General features: G+C 69.9%; 9 protein-coding genes. 4 read left to right on the forward strand and 5 right to left on the reverse strand.

The window, feature by feature from the left end; genetic code table 11:
- On the forward strand, positions 1–1690 hold a 1690-nt coding region (locus tag VF697_RS22070; protein ID WP_331098073.1), incomplete at its 5' end, for an OmpA family protein.
- Between the two features lie 88 nt (positions 1691–1778).
- Positions 1779–2792 carry a metallophosphoesterase gene (locus tag VF697_RS22075; protein WP_331098075.1) on the forward strand — a complete coding sequence of 338 codons (1014 nt, stop codon included), beginning with the start codon at positions 1779–1781 and terminating at the stop codon, positions 2790–2792.
- Positions 2793–2802: 10 nt separating this feature from the next.
- Here the strand turns inward: VF697_RS22075 and VF697_RS22080 are convergent, their stop codons facing one another.
- On the reverse strand, positions 2803–3633 hold the full coding sequence (locus tag VF697_RS22080) for a tetratricopeptide repeat protein (protein ID WP_331098076.1): 831 nt from the start codon (positions 3631–3633) through the stop codon (positions 2803–2805).
- A 6-nt stretch (positions 3634–3639) separates the two neighbouring features.
- Positions 3640–6825 (reverse strand): Ig-like domain-containing protein, encoded by a 3186-nt coding sequence (locus VF697_RS22085; protein ID WP_331098078.1) that lies wholly within the window; start codon positions 6823–6825, stop codon positions 3640–3642.
- A 357-nt stretch (positions 6826–7182) separates the two neighbouring features.
- On the opposite strand from VF697_RS22085, the gene VF697_RS22090 reads away from it, so the two are divergent.
- The gene (locus tag VF697_RS22090) at positions 7183–7818 is read left to right on the forward strand and encodes a hypothetical protein (protein WP_331098080.1); all 636 of its coding nucleotides are present in this window, start codon (positions 7183–7185) and stop codon (positions 7816–7818) included.
- Between the two features lie 8 nt (positions 7819–7826).
- Here the strand turns inward: VF697_RS22090 and hemW are convergent, their stop codons facing one another.
- On the reverse strand, positions 7827–9050 hold the full coding sequence (gene hemW / locus VF697_RS22095; protein WP_331098081.1) for a radical SAM family heme chaperone HemW: 1224 nt from the start codon (positions 9048–9050) through the stop codon (positions 7827–7829).
- A 6-nt stretch (positions 9051–9056) separates the two neighbouring features.
- Positions 9057–10820 carry a hypothetical protein gene (locus VF697_RS22100; protein ID WP_331098083.1) on the reverse strand — a complete coding sequence of 588 codons (1764 nt, stop codon included), beginning with the start codon at positions 10818–10820 and terminating at the stop codon, positions 9057–9059.
- Positions 10821–11013: 193 nt separating this feature from the next.
- Between VF697_RS22100 and VF697_RS22105 the strand changes: the two genes are divergently transcribed.
- Complete coding sequence (locus VF697_RS22105) at positions 11014–13617, forward strand: pitrilysin family protein (RefSeq protein ID WP_331098085.1); 2604 nt, start codon at positions 11014–11016, stop codon at positions 13615–13617.
- Between the two features lie 128 nt (positions 13618–13745).
- Here the strand turns inward: VF697_RS22105 and VF697_RS22110 are convergent.
- Positions 13746–18007, reverse strand: a 4262-nt coding sequence (locus VF697_RS22110) for a hypothetical protein (protein ID WP_331098087.1), incomplete at its 5' end; no start/stop codon positions are given.

An 18007-nucleotide genomic window follows, 5' to 3' on the forward strand; every position in this document is an offset into this window, starting at 1 on the left:
GCTGTCCCAGTCCATCGACGTGCAGCGCTACAAGCCCGGCCCGGGTGCCACCGACATCCTCGGCGTGAATGGCGCCCGGGTGGGCGGGCACCTCGGCTGGCACCTGGGGGCCTCGGTCAACTACGCGAGCAACCCCCTGAGCTTCCTCGACCCGCGCCAGGACGACTTCGTCTACGGGCTCGTCGCCCACCAGGTGACGTTGGACCTGATGGGCTCCCTCTCGCTGTGGGACCGGTTCGAGCTGGGCGTGGCGCTGCCCGTCACGTACCACGCCTCCGAGAGCGGCGCCTCCGTCAGGCCGGCCTTCGCGGACGGCGTGAGCGGCGCGGGCGTGGGGGACCTGCGGCTGGTGCCCAAGGCCCACCTGCTCAACGCGGGGGGGTTCGACCTCGGCCTGTCCGTCCCCGTCCTGCTGCCCACCGCGGGCGGCCAGGGCTTCCGGGGCGGCGCGAGTGTCAGCGCTCGGCCCCAGCTGGTGGGCGAGTGGGGCAACGGCAACGGCCTGCGGCTGGTGGCCAACCTCGGCGCCAACCTCCAGGGCGAGCAGCAGGTGCGCAACCTGAAGACGGGCACCGAGCTGATGTACGCGGTGGGTGCCCAGGTGCCCCTGAGCGAGAAGCTCGCGGTGCAGGCCAACGTCGCGGGCGCCTTCGGGCTCAACGACCAGGACGTGGAGGGGCGCCCGCTGGAGGTGCTCGCGGCGGTGCAGTACCGCCTCTCCAAGGGCCTGGCGGCCCACGTGGGCGGTGGCCCGGGCCTGTCCCGCGGCTACGGCACCCCGGGCTTCCGCGTCTTCGCCGGGCTCGACTGGACGCAGCCCGGTGAGCGCGTCGCGGCCGTCACGCCTCCTCCCGCTCCCGTCGACACGGACGGGGATGGCATCAGCGTGGATGGCGTCAGCGTGGCGAGCCAGGACCAGTGCCCCGCCGAGGCCGAGGACAAGGACGGCTTCCAGGACGAGGACGGCTGCCCGGACCCCGACAACGACGGGGACGGCATCGCCGACGGGCAGGACAGGTGCGCCCTCCAGGCCGAGACGGTGAACGGCTTCGAGGACGCCGACGGCTGCCCGGACGCGAAGCCGGCCGTGGACACGGACAAGGACGGCCTCATGGATGACCAGGACAAGTGCCCGGCCCAGCCCGAGGACAAGGACGGCTTCCAGGACGAGGACGGCTGCGCGGATCCGGACAACGACAAGGACGGCGTGCCGGACTGGGAGGACCAGTGCCCGACCCAGCCCGAGGTCATCAACGGCGTGAAGGACACGGATGGCTGCCCCGACGAGGGCAAGTCCAAGGTGCGCCTGGAGGCCAAGCGCATCGTCATCCTGGACAAGGTGTACTTCGCCACGGCGAAGGACGTCATCCTTCCCAAGTCCTTCGACCTGCTCAAGCAGGTCGCCGCGATCCTGAAGGCCAACCCCCAGCTCGAGCTGCTGCGCGTGGAGGGCCACACGGACGACCAGGGCAAGGACGCCAGCAACCTGAACCTGTCGCAGCGGCGCGCGAGCAAGGTGCGCGCCTTCCTCATCAACGAGGGCGTCGCTGGGGACAGGCTCGAGGCGGTGGGCTACGGGGAGACGAAGCCCGTGGACACCAACAAGACGGCGGCCGGCCGTGAGAACAACCGCCGTGTGGAGTTCAACATCCTGAAGATGGCCGGCGAGGAGGCCGAGAAGACCCCGTAAGGGAGACTCCCCGGCAGTCCGGAAGACAGACGGCGCGAGCAGGCAACCGACCTGCTCGCGCCGTTTCCGTTTGGGGTAGGAAGGGAGCGTGACCGCTCCTTCCCCTCGCGCCCTCCTGGTTCCCCTGCTCGTCCCGCTGCTGCTGGCGGCGGCGCCTCCTCCTCCGACCACGTTGGCCCCGCCCCGCCTGGAGGATGTCATCCCCGACACCTTCTCCGGAGTGGAGCGCGTGGTGGCGGTGGGTGACGTGCACGGGGACGTGGACGCGCTGAAGGACGTGCTGCGGCTGGCGGGCCTCATCGACGAGAAGGGCAAGTGGAGCGGCGGCAAGGCGCACCTGGTGCAGACGGGAGACATCCCGGACCGGGGAGAGCGCACCCGCGAGGCCTTCGAGTTGTTGATGCGGCTGGAGGGCGAGGCGCTCGCGGCGGGCGGCCGGGTCCACGCGCTGCTGGGCAACCACGAGGTGATGAACATGCTCGGGGACCTGCGCTACGTCTCCCCGGGCGAGCTGGCCTCGTTCGCGGACCAGAGCCCCGAGCCGGACGCGTCGGGCTCGCCGCGAGGAAGCAACGGACACCGCGAGGCGTACGGGCCCAAGGGGCGCTACGGGCAGTGGCTGCGTCGGCACGCCGCGGTGGTGCGCATCGACGACACGCTCTTCGTGCACGGCGGAGTCGCGCCGAGGGTGCCAGCAAAGACGCTGGCCGAGCTCAACCGCTGGGTGCGGCAGGACCTCTTCCCTGGCAACCCTCCTGGCGGCGCCCGGGACGCGCAGGGGCCGTTGTGGTTCCGTGGCTACGCGCAGGGAGCCGAGGAGGGCGCGAGGCAGTCCCTCGAGGAGGTGCTGCGGCGATTCGGCGCGAAGCGGATGGTGATGGGTCACACCACCGACCGGGATGGGAAGATCCGCACACGGTTCGACGGGAAGGCGGTGTTCATCGACACCGGCCTGAGCACCGGCTACGGCCGACACCTCGCCGCGCTGGAGCTTCGCGGCGGCAAGGTCACCGCCCTCTACAAGGAGGGACGTGAGGAGTTGGTGACGCCCCCGGCTCCGAGCCCTCCGCAGGCAGCCCCTGCCCCGCGCGGCAGACCCTGAGGCCGCGGCATTACCGGAGACGGATGTCGAAGCCGAGACCCGCCTGGACTGTCAGCGCGAAGGGACGGACGAAGTCGTCATCGTTGGGGAGGTATTCGGCGCCCACATCCACCAGCGCCACGAACCCGGCGGGCAGCGCGAAACGCCCCCCCACCACCGCACCGCCTCCGTAGCTTTTCTCGCCTGGAACGAGGACGGCCCGGAGGCCCAGGTAGGGCTGGAAGGCGGCGTGTCCCAGCAGCACTCCGCCCTGGACATGGAAGATCGGCGAACCACCCAGCAACACACGCGCGCTGCCCTCCAGGTTCCCCTGGCCGTAGGCGAGGCCTCCCCCCAGCTGCCACGTGGGTTGTTGCGAGCCGAGGAGGCCCAACGCCTCGACGAGGCCGAAGGCCTCCGGGCGCAAGTGGACCGCACGCACCACCGGCGCGGGTGAAGCCGCGGGCGCCTGTTGCGGCGGAGGCTGGCGCAGGGCCTGCTCGCGAGCCATCCGCTCGCGCTCGACCCGCGCGCGAATGGATTCAGCCAGCTCAACCAGCTCGGGCAGGAAACGGACCGGATCCATCCGGAGCTCTGGGTACTCGCGCGCGAGCACTTCGAGATGCTGCTGCGTCTGTTCCACTTGCCCGACCGCATGCAGCGAGGCGGCCAGATAGAGGCGCGCCAGGTCCCTCTCCTTCTGCGTGCTGTCAGGGGCGGTGAGAACCCGCGTGAAAGCCTGGATCGCCGCCTCGTAGTCCCCCCCTTCATAAAGCTGGAGGCCCTCCGGCTCCGCTTGGGCCAGAGAAGAGAGGAGAAGCATCAACACCAGCGAGGCGCGCGGACTCATGAACCAGCCCATTCTCTTCTATTCCGAGATCCGGCGCCGCCGCGACAACCCGAGCAGCAGCAAGGCCCAGGGCCAGACCTCCGGGGCCGTGGGAACGGCCGCGCAGTTCGAGCCGTAGAGGCTGCGCACGGAGGTGGAGAAAGGCACCTCGGGCGAAACGGCACTGACGTTACCAGCCGCGTCCTTCGTCCAGGCCGAGGCACGATGTTCGCCCGCTCCGAGGAGAAAAGAAGACTTCAGGGACCAGGCGCCATCCGCCCCCGCCTGGACGGTACCGAGCTGGGCTCCATTGAGGAGGACCATCACGGTGCTGCCGGGCTCGGCGTTTCCGGAAAAGGTGGGCGTGCGCGTGAAGAGCCGCGTGCCCTGCTTCGGCTCCTGGATGAGTGGAGACTCCGGGAGCAGCGTGTCTTGAGACCACGAGAGGGACGTGGAACCCGTATTGCCGGCGCGATCCGTGGCCGTCACGCTCAAGGAGTGAGGACCCTCGGGCAGGGACTCGGGCGGGGTGAAGCTCCAGGTCCCCTCGGCGGTGACGAGGATGGGGGCATACGCCTTCCCATCCACGGCCAGTGTCAGCGTGCTGTACCGCTCGACGAGGCCCGTGAGGGTGGGCGTCGAGGAAGTCACCCAGGCCTCCGGAGTGGGGGTGGAGACGAGGGGAGCCGGTGCAACGGTATCGACGTAGAAGCGGTGTTGGGTTGGCTGACTGGAACTGCCTCTCGAATCCTTTGAATACACGCTGACGGTGTAGGGCCCCCCCTCCTCCAGTGCATGGGGGGATTCACAGGACCAGGAACCCGACGAGGCATCGCTGCTCACGGCGCACAGCTGTTCCCCATTCAAGCTCACGTAGACCGTGTTGTCCTTGTCGGCCGTCCCCGCATAGACAGGCACCTTGGTACCGACATAGGCGTCATGCGGAGGTGTATCGAGAAGAGGCACGGACGGGCTCGACGGGCCTGACGGCTCCGAGGAGACAGTGATGGACGTCGGGCCCACCGCGCCACAGACGCCGACGGGCCGGGACTTCGCTTCGACGAGGCTCTCCGACTCCAGCATGCCGCCGGCCCTGACGGTGGCCTGATTGTTTACCTTGCCCACGGTGGTGGGCTTGACCCTCATCTGGAAGGAGATGCTGGTGCTCTCGCCCACGTTGCCCTTCAGGCTGCCACCGCTGGTGGCCATGGCGCCGGTGCCCAGGTAGACGGTGAGGGTGCGCGTGGCGGCGTCGTAGTGACCGACGTCATCGCCCTTCGCGTCCGTCAGGGACCCGGGGGAGCGGGTGTCGCTGGCCGCCACCGTGAGCAGCCGGAGCGAGCCGGGGACGTAGTCGAGCTGAGTGGGCAGTGGGTCCGTGAGGACGGTGTCGCGCGAGTGGTCATTGCCCGTGTTCTGGGTGGTGATGGTGTACTCGATGACGTCGCCGGGGCGCACCGTGCCGTCGGTGCTCGTGAGATTGCGCACCGCCTTGATGGTGTTGGTGAAGTCCAGACGGAAAGAGGGCCTGTTCGGGACCGGAATGGACGTCGGGCCCACCGCATCGCAGACACTGGGCCGGGACTTCGTCTCCACCGAATCGATGCCCAGCATGCCGCCGGCCCGGATGATGGCCTGATTGTCTATCTTGTCCACGGTGGTGGACGTGACCCTCATCTGGAAGGAGATGCTGGTGCTCTCGCCCGTGCTCCCGCCCACGTTGCCCCTCAGGCTGCCACCGTTGGTGGGCGTGGCGCCGGTGCCCAGGTAGACGGTGAGGGTGCGCGTGGCGGCGTCGTAGTGGCCGACGTCATCGCCCTTCACGTCCGTCAGGGACCCGGGGGAGAGGGTGTCGCTGGCCGCCACCGTGAGGAGCTGGAGCGAGCCGGGGACGTAGTCGAGCTGGGCGGGCAGCGCGTCCGTGAGGACGGTGGCGCGCGAGTGGTCATCACCCGTGTTCTGGGTGGTGATGGTGTACTCGATGACGTCGCCGACGCGCACCATGCCGTCGGTGCTCGTGAGATTGCGCACCGCCTTGATGGTGTTGGTGAAGTCAGGGGCCTGGGTGGTGATGGAGGTGATGAAGCCGCCCAGCCAGAACTTGTCGGCGGCGGAGCGGACGTCCACCTTGACCGACCTGTCGCCCGGGGCCACCGTGACGTCCACCACGTCCAGGTCCATGCCCGAGATGCTTCCGGCCGTGCCGGTGAGCTGGGGACGATCACCCATGTCGCTGAACGGGAGCGAATCGAGCACTCCATCGGTGCCCGGATCGACTCCCGCGAGCGGCGTGTCGGTCCGCACCCCTTCGCTGCTCCTGGTGGTCCAGGAACGCGTACTGTTGAAGAAGTTGTTCGCCGGGTTCAGGTCGTTGCCGATGACCCTGTCATTGACGATGAGCACATCCGGTTCATCGGGATCTCCCTCGAAGGCGACCACCCCCAGCTTCGCCTCGACGGGTAGGAACGGCACGTAGAAGCCGCTGACGGTCACCCCGGTGGAACCACCGGAAGCCACCTCCTCCAGGCCATCGAACAGCGCCATGTAGCGCCTGGGCTGACCCGGCCGCTCGTAGAAAACCACCATCCACCAAGCGTCGAAGAGGTACTCGCCGGCCGTGGCGTCGACGGGAATGGCCTGCACGTCACTGACCTGGTAGGCACCCGCGCCGTACGCCTTCACGATGCTCGTGATGTCCGCCGTGGACTGGTACTGGTACTCGTTGCCCGGCACATACTCAAAGGCATGGTCGTCGGCGGTGAGGGGATTCTCGAAGCCGGCCACTCCCGGCCGCGACAGCGTGGCGGTAAGGTCCGGCGCCGCGACCTGGTCACCCGCGACAGTATTGAAGCGAGTGGCCGCCCAATAGAGGCGCGCGTACGTCACCTTGGCGTCAGAGGGCAGCGTGAGGATGGCCCGGCTGCGCGCCTGCAGAGAATCCGCGGGAGAGTAGGGCGGAAGGTAGGGGATGGTCGTAGCCCCGGTGTCCTCGCGCGTCCAATCATCCAGGGTCCAGAAGAAATCCGGAGAGGTGTCTTTCTGGTAACACGAGGGCTCTCCTAGCTCCCACGTATTGATCGACGGCATCTTGCCCACCAGCGGCCGGGGCGTCGTGGAGCGGCAGTCTTGCGCGAGCGTGTTGCCGATGAGCGCGAAGTCACCATTCAGCTCGCCCTGGTAGCGCTGCTTCATCTCGGCATGGGCGTTGCCAGGGGCGCCCAGCACGGTCGCGACGAGCCATGCCGCCAGAACGCACCAGGCCCATCGGAGCTGCCAGCCCCTGGTGGACGCAATCGCGGTCAGGAGTGGGAGGTGCATGGGAACAAGCAGCGGTGAACGCTGGGAAACATCCCCGCAGAAGAGCAAATAAGTCAGCGGTGTGTCCATTGGCCAGGACCTCGAGGCTTCTGTGAGCAGGCATGCAGCAAGCTGCCTCACGCGCAGAACAGGTTCCGTAAGCCGCTTCACCGCCCGGGTGTGAAAGCCGTCACTCCCCCTGGCTGGAGCGCCGTCAGGAGTGGAACCTCGAGGGTAGCGCGAAGCATCCAAGTCCCCCGAGCACGGGAACCCTCAGGAGGAGACATGCGTTGGTATGCGACGGTTGGAACCGCCATGCTGTGGCTCGGCCTGGGCGGTGACGTCTTCGCCCAGACACCGGAGCGCACGAACGAGAGGTTCGTCACGGCGGCGCGTGAGCTGCTCGGCGTGCCCTACGAGTTCGGAGGCCGGATGCGCCGGCCGGGTGAGGGCATCGACTGCCAGGGCGTGCTCTTCTACGCGGCCGAGCACACCGGCCGGTGCGGCTGGAAGTCCTTCTCGGTGTTCCCGACGCAGTCGGTGCCGGCCGGAGAGCTCGGGCTTCCCGTGGAGGGCCTGGCCCCCATCGCCTCCTCGGAGCTGGACGTCTCGCGACTCGAGCCCGGCGACGTGCTGCTGCTGGTCGGATACGACCCGAACCCGGCCGAGCCGCGCATCGGCCTGTTGAAGGAGCGGCCCGTCTGGGTCTGGCACACCGGCGTCTACAGCGGCGGGGGCCGGTGGATCGTCGGCGACCACTTCGCCGGCCAGGTCGTGGAGGTGGAGCTGACGAAGTACCTCGCCGACCACTCGGAGGTGTACGCGGGGCTGGTGGTCACCCGGATGAAGGCGGGGCCTCGTCCCAAGGCGTGCCGACGGCATCCGCCCATGAAGGCACCGAAGGTCGCGGGCGGGAGGTAGCCGCGTCCCTACAGGAGCCGCGCGCTGATGGCGCTGTGCACGTCCGCGCCAGCCTCCGTGAGCACGAGCCTGCGGCCGTCGAGCCTCGCCAGCCCGTGCTGGACCAGCCGCGCCACCTCCACCCGGCGCGGCTCCGGATCTTGACCGTAGAGCGTACACACCGCTTCCCAGTCCACCCCGGAGCGCAGCCGCAGGCCCATGGCCATCCGCTCCTCGAAGAGCTCCTGGGGGCTCAACGCCTCGCGGCTGGACTCCGGGAGCTTCCCTTCCTCCGCCGCCCGCATGTACGCGTCCGAGCCGCGCAGATCCACGTAGCGGTAGCCCGAGGGCCGCTCGCCCGGCCCGGACGTGAGCAGCATCCCCGTGGCGCCCACGCCGAGCGCGAGGTACTCGCCCCCCGTCCAATAGAGCGCGTTGTGCCGCGAGCCGTACCCGGGCTTCGCGTGGTTGGAGATCTCATAGCGCCGCAGTCCGTGCGCGGCGTAGGCGTCGTGGATGGCCTTCGTCATCTCCACCACGTCCTCGTCCGGCGGCAGCGCCAGCTCGCCCTTGTCGAGCTGCCTCGACAGGGGCGTGGCCACCGCCAGTGACTCGCGATCCACCGTCAGCGCGTAGGTGGACAGGTGCTCGGGCTCCATCGCCGCGGCCTGGCGCGCGTCGGCCTCCGCCTGCGCCCGCGTCTGCCCATGCACTCCATAGATGAAGTCCATGGACACCACGTCGAAGCCCGCCCGCCGCGCCATCTCGTACGCCGCCACCGCCTCCTGGCCCGTGTGCTCGCGCCCGAGGGCCTTCAGCGTCTCGTCCCGGAAGGACTGCACGCCCAGCGAGAGCCGGTTGACGCCCGCGGCCCGGTAGCCCGCGAAGCGCTCGGCGTCGGCGACGCTCGGGTTGGCCTCCAGGGAGATCTCCGCGCCCGGGGCCACCTGAAGCCGCGCCGCCACGCCCTCCAGCACGTGCGCCACCCAGCGCGGGTGCCAGAGGGAGGGCGTACCACCGCCGAGGAAGAGGGACTCCAGCCGGCGACCGCGCAGCGAGGGCTCCGCCGCCAGCCGTGCGTCCAGCTCCGCCAGCACCGCGCGCGCGTAGCGCTCCTCCGGCACCTGGCGCACCACCGCCACCGCGAAGTCACAGTAGGGGCACTTCGACAGGCAGTACGGGAAGTGGACGTAGAGCCCGAAGCGCGCCGCCGGAGTCCCCGTGAGTGGATCGATGGGGCCCGCGAAGTCCATCACGCGCTACTTCGCCGCCCTGAGCTGCGCGAGCTGCGCCTCCAGCCGGGCGAGCTTCAGCTTGTAGCTGGCGGCCGTCTCCAGCGCCGTCTCCGCCGCCATCAGCTTGCGCTTCATCGCCGCCACGTCCTCCCGGAGCTGGTCGCGCTCGGCCACCACCTCGTCGGACGCCCCGCCCTCCCCCGCCACGGGCCCCGCGGCCTCCAACGCGGCCCGGCGCGCCCGCTCCTCCTCCAGCTCCGCCTCCACCTCGGCCAGCCGCGCCTCCACCACCGCCTGGCGTGACTCGGCCTCCACCTCCAGGCTCTTGCCCCGCGTGGCCCCCAGCGCGCCCTCGAGCATCGTCACCCGCTGCTTGAGCCGCTCCACCTGCTCCTCGGCCTCCTGGGCCCGACGCTCGGCGTCCAGCTCCTCGATCTCGAGCTCCTCCTCCGACTCCTCCTGTTGCGTCACCTGGGCCCGCACGCGCCCCAGCTCCAACTCCACGTCGGCCAGCGCGCGCGCCAGGTCCTTGCGGTCCGACTCCACCGTCTGAAGCTCGGCCCGCAGCTCCGCCTCCCGCGCCTCGGCCTGCTCCGCCGCCTCGCCCAGCGCGGCCGCGTCCGTCTCCATCCGGTCGCGCAGCTGCACCGCCTCGGCCTCGCTCGCCGCCAGCGACTCGCGCACCGACGCGAGCTCCGCCTCCAGCGCCTCCAGCCGGGCGGAGAGCTCCATGGCCTCGCGTTGGGCCGCGTCGCGCTCGGCCTCCAGCTCGCGGGTGCGCCCCTGCACCTCCTCCAGCGAGCTCTTCGACCACTCGGACTCCGAGAGCGTCGCCTCGAGCTGCGCCACCCGCGCCGCCAGCTCCTCGCGCTCCGCGACGACGAGCTCCCGCTCCTCCTGGGCCGCCCGCAGCTCCTCGCCAGCGCGCTCCAGCTCGCCCAGGGTGGACTGGTACTGCTCGCGCACGGCCTCCAGCGCGCCCTGCATCTCGGCGCGTTCCGACGCCAGCTCCGCCACCCGGTCCTGCGCCAGCGACAGGGCCTCCTTGGCCCCCACCAGCTCCTCGGCGAGCGAGCCTCGCGAGGCGCGCTCGTGCTTCATCTCTCCGGTGAGGCTCGACAGCTCCGCCTCCACCTCGGCCAGCGCGCGCGCCAGGTCCTTGCGCTCCTCCTCCGCCGCGTGCAGCTCGCCCCGCAGCTCCGCGACCTTCGCCTCGGCCGCCACGGTGCGCGCCGCCTCGCGCGACAGCGCCGCGGAGGACTGCTCCAGCTTCGCCGACAGGTCCTTCACCCCGCCGAGCTGCTCCTGCGCCTCCAGCACCTGCTTGCGCAGCGTGGCCTCGGAGACGCGCAGCGCCTGGAGCTCGGCCTCACGCTCGGCATACAGCGCCCGCGCGCGGGCCAGCGTCTCCGTCTTCTGCTTGAGCACCCCCCGGAAGAAGTCGAGCTTCTCCTCCGGCGCACCGCCCAGGGGCGGGCGCTGCTCGGCAGGCTCGCCGAAGGGGTCCGCCGCGCCCACCGGTCGGGCTGGAGCCACCGCGGGCTCGGCCTCCCGGGGCAGGGCCTGCACGGAGGGCATGGACATGGCGGGCCTGAAGGCGGCCTGCGCACCGGCTGTCGCCTTCCCCGCGCTCGGGGCCACCGTCGTCCGCCGTGGCGGCAGCGGTGGAGGGGCCGGGACCGGGGCCCGCGCGCGTACGGGGGCGGCGGGCTCCACGGGAGCCATCTCCGCCTCCAGGTTCCCGCGCAGCTCCGCGAGTGGATCCAACTCCTCTGACGACGACCCCATGTGAGCCCAGGTTAACGCCAGGTCGCCCTCTTCTCCAGAGACGTTGACGACCCTCGAGGCGCTACGCCCTCCTGGCTGGTCTCCGGGCGCACAACAGGGTCGCGGCCGAAGCTTCCGGGCGTTAGGGACTGGTCGAAACGGTCGCCGGCTCGCCTTGCCTACCCCTACTGCCGGTGTCAGGTTCGGACGTTCCATGGCTCAGCGCTACACACTTTCCAACGGACTCACCGTCGTCTTCGAGGAGCAGCACGCCGCCCGGGTGGCCGCCTTCCAGGTGTGGGTCAAGGCCGGCAGCGCCGACGAGCGGCCGGATCAGGCGGGCCTCGCGCACCTGCACGAGCACATGCTCTTCAAGGGCACGGCCCGCCGCGGCCCCGGGGAGATCGCCCGGGACGTGGAGGCCCACGGCGGGGAGATCAACGCCTGGACGTCCTTCGACCAGACGGTCTACCACATCGTCATCGCCAGCCAGTTCGCCCGCATGGGGTTGGACATCCTCGGCGACGCCATCCGCTCCTCCTCCTTCGACGCCGAGGAGCTGGCGCGGGAGATCGAGGTGGTGTGCGAGGAGATCAAACGCAGCCAGGACACGCCGGCCCGGCGCTCCTCGCGCGACCTCTTCGCCACCTCCTACCAGGTGCACCCCTACCGCCTGCCCGTCATCGGCACCGCGGAGAGCGTGCGCAGCTTTACCCGCGACAAGGTGCTCGAGTTCTACCGGCGCCACTACACGCCGAAGAACCTGGTGCTGGTGGCCACGGGCGACTTCTCCGAGGGGGACCTGCGCCGCTGGGTGGAGGACATCTTCGGCGGAGACTGGGGCCGGCCCTTCGAGGGCGTGGTGGCCCGCCCGCGCGAGCCCGCCGTCTCCCGCCGCCGCGTGCACCTGCGCCCGGACGAGGTGAAGGAGGCCTACTTCAACCTCGCCTTCCTCATCCCCCAGGCGGAGCACCCGGACGTGCCCGCGCTGGACGCGCTCGCCATGCTCGCCGGCCAGGGAGATGCCTCGCGGCTGGTGCTGGAGGTGAAGCGCAAGCGCAGCCTCGTCAACGACATCCACACCTACGCCTATACCCCGAGGGATCCGGGCCTCTTCACCACCGCCCTCACCCTGCCGCACGAGAAGCTGCCGCAGGCGCTCGAGGAGACGGTGCGGGTGCTGACGGCGCTGCGCACGGGCCTGGTGCCCACGGACGAGCTGGACACGGTGAAGTCCCTCATCGAGGCCGAGGCCGTCTACCAGCGCGAGACGGTGCAGGGCATGGCGCGCAAGCTGGGCCACTACCAGTCCTCCATGGGGGACCTGGAGGCCGAGGCCCGCTACTACGAGGGCATTGCCCGCCTCACCCCCGAGCGCATCCGCGAGGTGGCCGAGCGCTACCTGCGCTTCGACGAGGCCATCCTCTCCGGGCTGCTGCCCCAGGGCTCCACCTTCAGCGGCGAGCAGGCCGAGGAGATCCTCGACCGGGTGTCGCGCGAGGCCCCCACCGCCGCGCCCGAGCGCCGCGCGCCCAAGGCCGCCTCCGCCGAGCCCGCGCTGAAGCCAGGCCGCGGCGCGCCAGCCTCTCCCGGCAAGGTGGTGGAGGAGCGGCTGCCCTCGGGCGCGCGCATCCTCGTGCGCGAGGAGCGGGCCGTGCCCCTCTTCGCCGTGCGCGCCGCCTTCAACGGGGGCCTGCGCTACGAGACGGCGGAGACCAACGGCCTCACCACGCTGCTCAGCCGCTGCCTCACCCGCGGCACGCCCTCGCACGACGCGGAGGAGATCTCCCACCTCATCGACGGCTTCGCCGGCTCGCTCGCGGGCCAGGGCGGACGCAACTCGGTGGGCCTGCGCGGCGAGTTCCTCTCCCGCCACTTCCAGGACGCCTTCCGCCTCTTCGCCGACTGCCTCCTGCACCCCAGCTTCCCCGAGGCCGAGGTGGCCCGCGAGCGCGCCCTGCTGCTGCAGGACATCCTCACCCGCGAGGACAAGCCCAGCGGCCTGGCGTTCGACCTCTTCGGCCGCACGCTCTTCCGCACGCACCCCTACCGGCTGTCCACCCTCGGCGAGCAGGCCTCGGTGGAGCGCCTGGGGCCGGACGCGCTGCGCGCCTACCACGCCGCGCACATGGACCCCTCGCAGCTCACCCTGTGCGTGGTGGGAGACGTGAGGGTGGACGAGGTGCTCGCACTCGCGCACGAGGCCTTCGGCACCTCCCGGGGCCGCGCGGTGCCTCCGCCCGAGGTGCGGCCCGAGCCGCCTCCCGAGACGCAGCGCACGGACAAGCGGGTGCTGGCGCGCGCGCAGACGCACCTCGTCCTGGGCTTCCGGGGCGTGCGGATCGACGACCCCCGGCGGCACGCGCTGGAGGTGCTCTCCACGGTGCTGAGCGGTCAGGGCGGTCGCCTCTTCGTGGAGCTGCGCGACAAGCGCTCCATGGCCTACAGCGTCAGCAGCTTCTCCATCGAGGGCGTGGATCCGGGCTACTTCGCCGTCTACATGGGCACCAGCCCCGAGAAGGTGGAGGCCGCGCTCGAGGGCATCCGCGCGGAGCTCTCCCGCGTGCGCGACGAGCCCATCCCCGAGGCGGAGCTGTCCCGCGCCAAGCAGCACCTCATCGGCACCCATGAGATTGGCCTGCAGCGCAACAGCGCGCGCGCCGCGCTGCTCGCGCTGGACGCGTGCTACGGCATGGGCCTGGAGAACTTCCTCCACTACGCGGAGCGCGTCGCGGCGGTGACGGCCGAGGATGTGCGCGCGGTGGCCCGCCAGCTCATCGACTTCGACCGGGGCGCGCTCGCCATCGTCGGGCCGTGAGTCCCACGGGGCCCCTCCGGGCCTCGCGCCGTACTTCCCGCAAAAGAAAATCCCCTCTCCCGAATCGAGGGAGAGGGGATGGGCACCGGGCCTCGAGGAGAGGCCCGGCTCACCGCGCTACGCCGGGCCTACTTGCAGTCCGCGGCGTTCTCGTGACGGCACTTGTGCAGGTTGCGCGGCACCTCCAGCCAGTACACCTCGGGCGTCGTGTTGAGCGCCGTCTCGGCCGTCACCGGCTCCGGCGAGCCCTTCGGCGGAGGAGGAATGGCGAACCCGTACTTCTTGGCTCCCGTCGGCGACACCAGCACCGTCGTCCCGAGGTCTCCCGGAGGAGCGGACGAATCGTTGGTCATGAAGGGCATGTACCCGACGAGCTCCCCCTTGTCGTTGTAGAGCCGGAAGCCCTCGGCCTGGTTGGGCAGACCCGTGATGACGTCCGCCTGCCAGATGCTGGAGGTGTCGCCCGAGCCCACCAGCGAGCAGGCCGTGACGCCACCGCCCGCGGCCGGAGCGAAGGTGGGCCAGGCCACCACGCCCGAGATGATGGCCGAGGCGGCCGCCGTGCGCTCCTGCAGCCCGGCGTAGCGCAGGAACCAGCCCGGACCCACCACCGTGTTCTTGGCGAGGGTGGGGAGCTTGGTGATGGGCACGTACTTCACCACCTTGCCCTGCGGCGTGGTGAACGTGGCGTAGGCGCTATCCGGGATGGTGACGTCCACCAGCGAGCACGGGATGGCCACGCCCTTGCTGTCCTTGCCGCAGTCGAAGTTCGGCGTGTCCGTCACGCGCAGCTTGTCGAAATTCACCGCACCGGCCTCGTCCTTGAACGTGCGCAGCGGGCCGCCGTACGAGTGGAAGCCGAAGTAGCGGTGGCTCGGCACTTCGGTCTTCTCCGCGGCGCTCAGCATGAGGGAGCTGCGCAGGCCCGCGAGCGTGCTCTGCGAGCACGACCACATGCCACCCGACGACTCGCAGTTGGACTTGCTGGCGCCCGAGAGCGTGTAGGTGCCAGTGCCGATCGCCGCGTCGGGGCAGGAGATGGAGAGACTGGTCAGCTCCATCTTCGAGGACTTGCACACCGCCGCGTCCACGCCGCCGGTCAGCGTCTCGCTGTTGGTCTTCAGCACGCCCGCCTGGTACTCGATGGTGTGGCTGCGCTCCTGGCCGTTGACGTCGGAGGCGAAGACCGCCCTCACGTCACACTTGAGCCGCACGCACGCCAGCAGGTCATCCGGGCCGCAGTCGGTGCCCGGCGTGGTGCGCAGGTGGCCGCGATCGCCGGTGCCCATGTAGCTGCGCATCCAACCCGTCTCCGGCTGGATGATGTTGGAGGCGATGTTGGTGAAGGGCGCCTTCAGGTACAGGTTCTTGGGCCCGCCCACGGAGGAGTCATCCCGCGCCATCTCCAGCGAGCGCGCGCCGAACCAGTTCTTCACCTGCTCCGTGGAGACATCGCGCTCACCCGGCTCGAAGAAGCGGAACGTCCACGCCTGGCCACCCATGTCACCCACGACGAGGGTGTCGAAGAAGCCATCCAGGTCGCGCTGCACGCTCTCCGCCTTGCCCAGGTCCACCAGCGACGGCGAGGCGACGATGGGCATGAGCTGGTTCATCAGCGCCTTGTAGGAGTCACCCGCCACGGGGCCGGGGTGGGCCTCCGCGGACCACAGCTTCTTGCCGGACCAGACGTCCAGCATGTACAGGCCGCGGCCACGCGCGAGGTCCGGGCTGAAGCCGCCGTTGAGCATGACGATCCACCGCTCCTCCCAGCCACGCGAGGTGCTGGTGGGAGTGGCGACGAGCGGCTTGAGGCGCACCGGCCCGATGGGCGGCGGCTTGGGCGTGTAGTTGGCCCAGGACTGGCCCACGGTGGCCGACTCCGGATCGCACGCGTTGGGGAACATCCAGCGGAACGCCTTGCCATCCGCCTTGAGCATCTCGCGCGGGTTGGTGACGTCCACCGCGATGTAGCGCTGACCGCCGCCACGCTCGGTGATGACGGCCAGGGTGCGGAACTCATCCGCCTCCTTGACGCCGTTGCGCACGCCCGTCAGGGCCCCGTCCGCCCAGATGTCACGCACCATGGGCGTACCGTCCACGAAGTACTGGTGGCCGGTGACGATCTGGCTCAGCTTGGGCAGCAGATCCGGCGGGATGAAGGCCCACATCTCCTGGCCGGTGCCCAGGTCGTAGTTGTCGTCCAGGAAGGTCGTCTTCGTCCTGGCGGCCGCCGAGCCCACGTGGATGGCGTGGAGCATGCCACCGTTGGAGCCCACCAGGGCGATGCGCTCGCGGCCGGCGTACGTGGTCTTGAACGAGTCATAGGCACCGTACGTCGTCTTGGTGCGCTCCGGGCTCATCGGCGTGGGCTTGTAGCAGGGCGGGCCGCCCACGGAGCACAGCGGCAGCGACGACACCGTGGGGGAGAAGTCCTTGTAGATGACGGGCAGGCACTGGTTGCTCAGGCCCATGGAGCACAGGAAGGGATCCGCGGGCGGATCCACCGTCACGGGCGTGGAGTGGAAGATGTCCGCGAGCTTGCAGGACTTGGTGTCCGTCGGCTTCTTGTTGTCCGCGCACGGGCGCTCCTCGTTGTAGATGGAGTCACCGTCGAAATCGAGCACGTCCTCGCCGCGGATGAAGCGGATGATGTCCCGGGCGCACTCCTCCTGCTGCGCCGCGGTCCCCGTCCACACCTTCTTCTGCCGGGGGAACAGCGTGGTCTGGCAGACCTTGTCACCGGCCGCGAGCAGGTACTGCCTGAGGTCGGCGAGGTTGGCCGTGGTGAACTCGATGGGCGGGTTGTCCGTATCGGTGAACTTGCCGTCCTTGTCGCGGTCGATCATCGTGAAGATGCAGCGACCGCCCTCGGGATCCAGCGGGTTGTCACGGTTGCACGGCGCCATCGCCTTGCGCGCACCGATGGTGTCGCCCACGTTCCAGAAGGGCACCGCGGGGTCTCCGCCCTCGAGCGTACCGTCGGAGGCGCGGGTGGCCGTCTTCACCTTGACCCAGTTGCCCTCCGCGTTCTCCTGGACGATGTTGTTGATGGTGAACTGATCGACCGTCGGCACCGCACCCGGCGCGAGGGTGAAGCTCGCCGGCTTGTCCATGAAGAAGGCGTCGTTGCAGTCCTTGTCGCCGTTGAGGTCGAACTTGTCCCCCGCCGTGCTCTTCGCCTTGGCCGCGTCGCAGCCCTGGGAGAACTCGTTGAAGTAGAAGTAGCGGAAGAGGTGCCCCTCGTACGGACGGGACTTGCGCGGCACGAAGCGCGGAATGTAGACGGACGACTGCACGCCACCGGCCTGCACGCCCGTGATGTTGGCGGACGAGAACGAGGTGGAGACCTGCTTCAGGTCACCGAGGGCGGCGTTGATGGCGTCACGCAGCTCGGTGGCGTTGTTGGCCCGGTAGAAGGCGCCCTTGCCGGCCAGCGCGATGCTCTGGAGCATGGCGCTGTTGTCGCCGTAGCCGATGGTGTACGTGCGCATCGTCTGGTTGCCCGGCATGTCGTCGCGCAGGTCCGCGTTGGCCATGAAGAAGGCCACGTCGTCCATGAAGTTCTTGTTGCCCACCGCGAAACCCGCCGGCCAGTTGTAGTCGGTGTAGTCGCAGTCCGCCTTGGTGGACTTGACGCCCGGCGCCTTGTCGAACTGGTCGCAGTAGTTCACACCACCCGAGTTCGTGTTGGTCCTGGGGTTGGTCGGGTCGAAGGTGAGCGGCGTGCCGTCCGGGTGCTTGGCACCCTTGGCGATGAGCGCCTCCATCATCTTCGTGATGGGCACCGAGTTGTCGTACATCGGCGCGCCGTCGGTGAGCACGATGACGGAGTTGACCTGGCAGCCGAAGCACACGGAGCGCTCATTGCCTCCGGCCTCCCAGGGCTGGGACCACTTGAGCCACTCGACGTCCTCGTAGCCCCAGGGCGCGCCGTCCTCGCCCGTGTGCGGGTTCTTGTCGGTACCGCCGGACCAACCACCGGGCCAGCCAAAGGGCGGGTTGATGGGCTGCTTGAACCACCGCTCCCAGCGGCTATCCACCCTCTGCGAGGAGAAGTAGCCGCCCAGGCCGAAGAGGGCCTCGCCGATGGAGCGCTCGTTGTTGCGGAAATCCACCTTGTTGACGGCGTTCATCAACCGCCGCTTGTCGAGCGCCGTCTCGTTGATGGCGGGGAAGGCCAGGTCACACGAGGGCCGCAGGGGCTCAATCAGCACGGGCGGGTCGTACCAGCCGCGGTTCGGACCGAAGGCGGCCACGCCGAGGCGCGCGACGTTGGTCACGCTGATGACGTCCTTGAGCACCTTGCGCGCCACCACGAACTTGGGCGGGCGCACGTTGAGCACGCGGCCGCTGAGGACCCAGATGCGCCGCGCCTCGGGGGGCAGCGGCG

The organism is Archangium sp., assembly GCF_036388035.1.
In the GTDB taxonomy this organism is placed as follows: Bacteria; Myxococcota; Myxococcia; order Myxococcales; family Myxococcaceae; genus Archangium.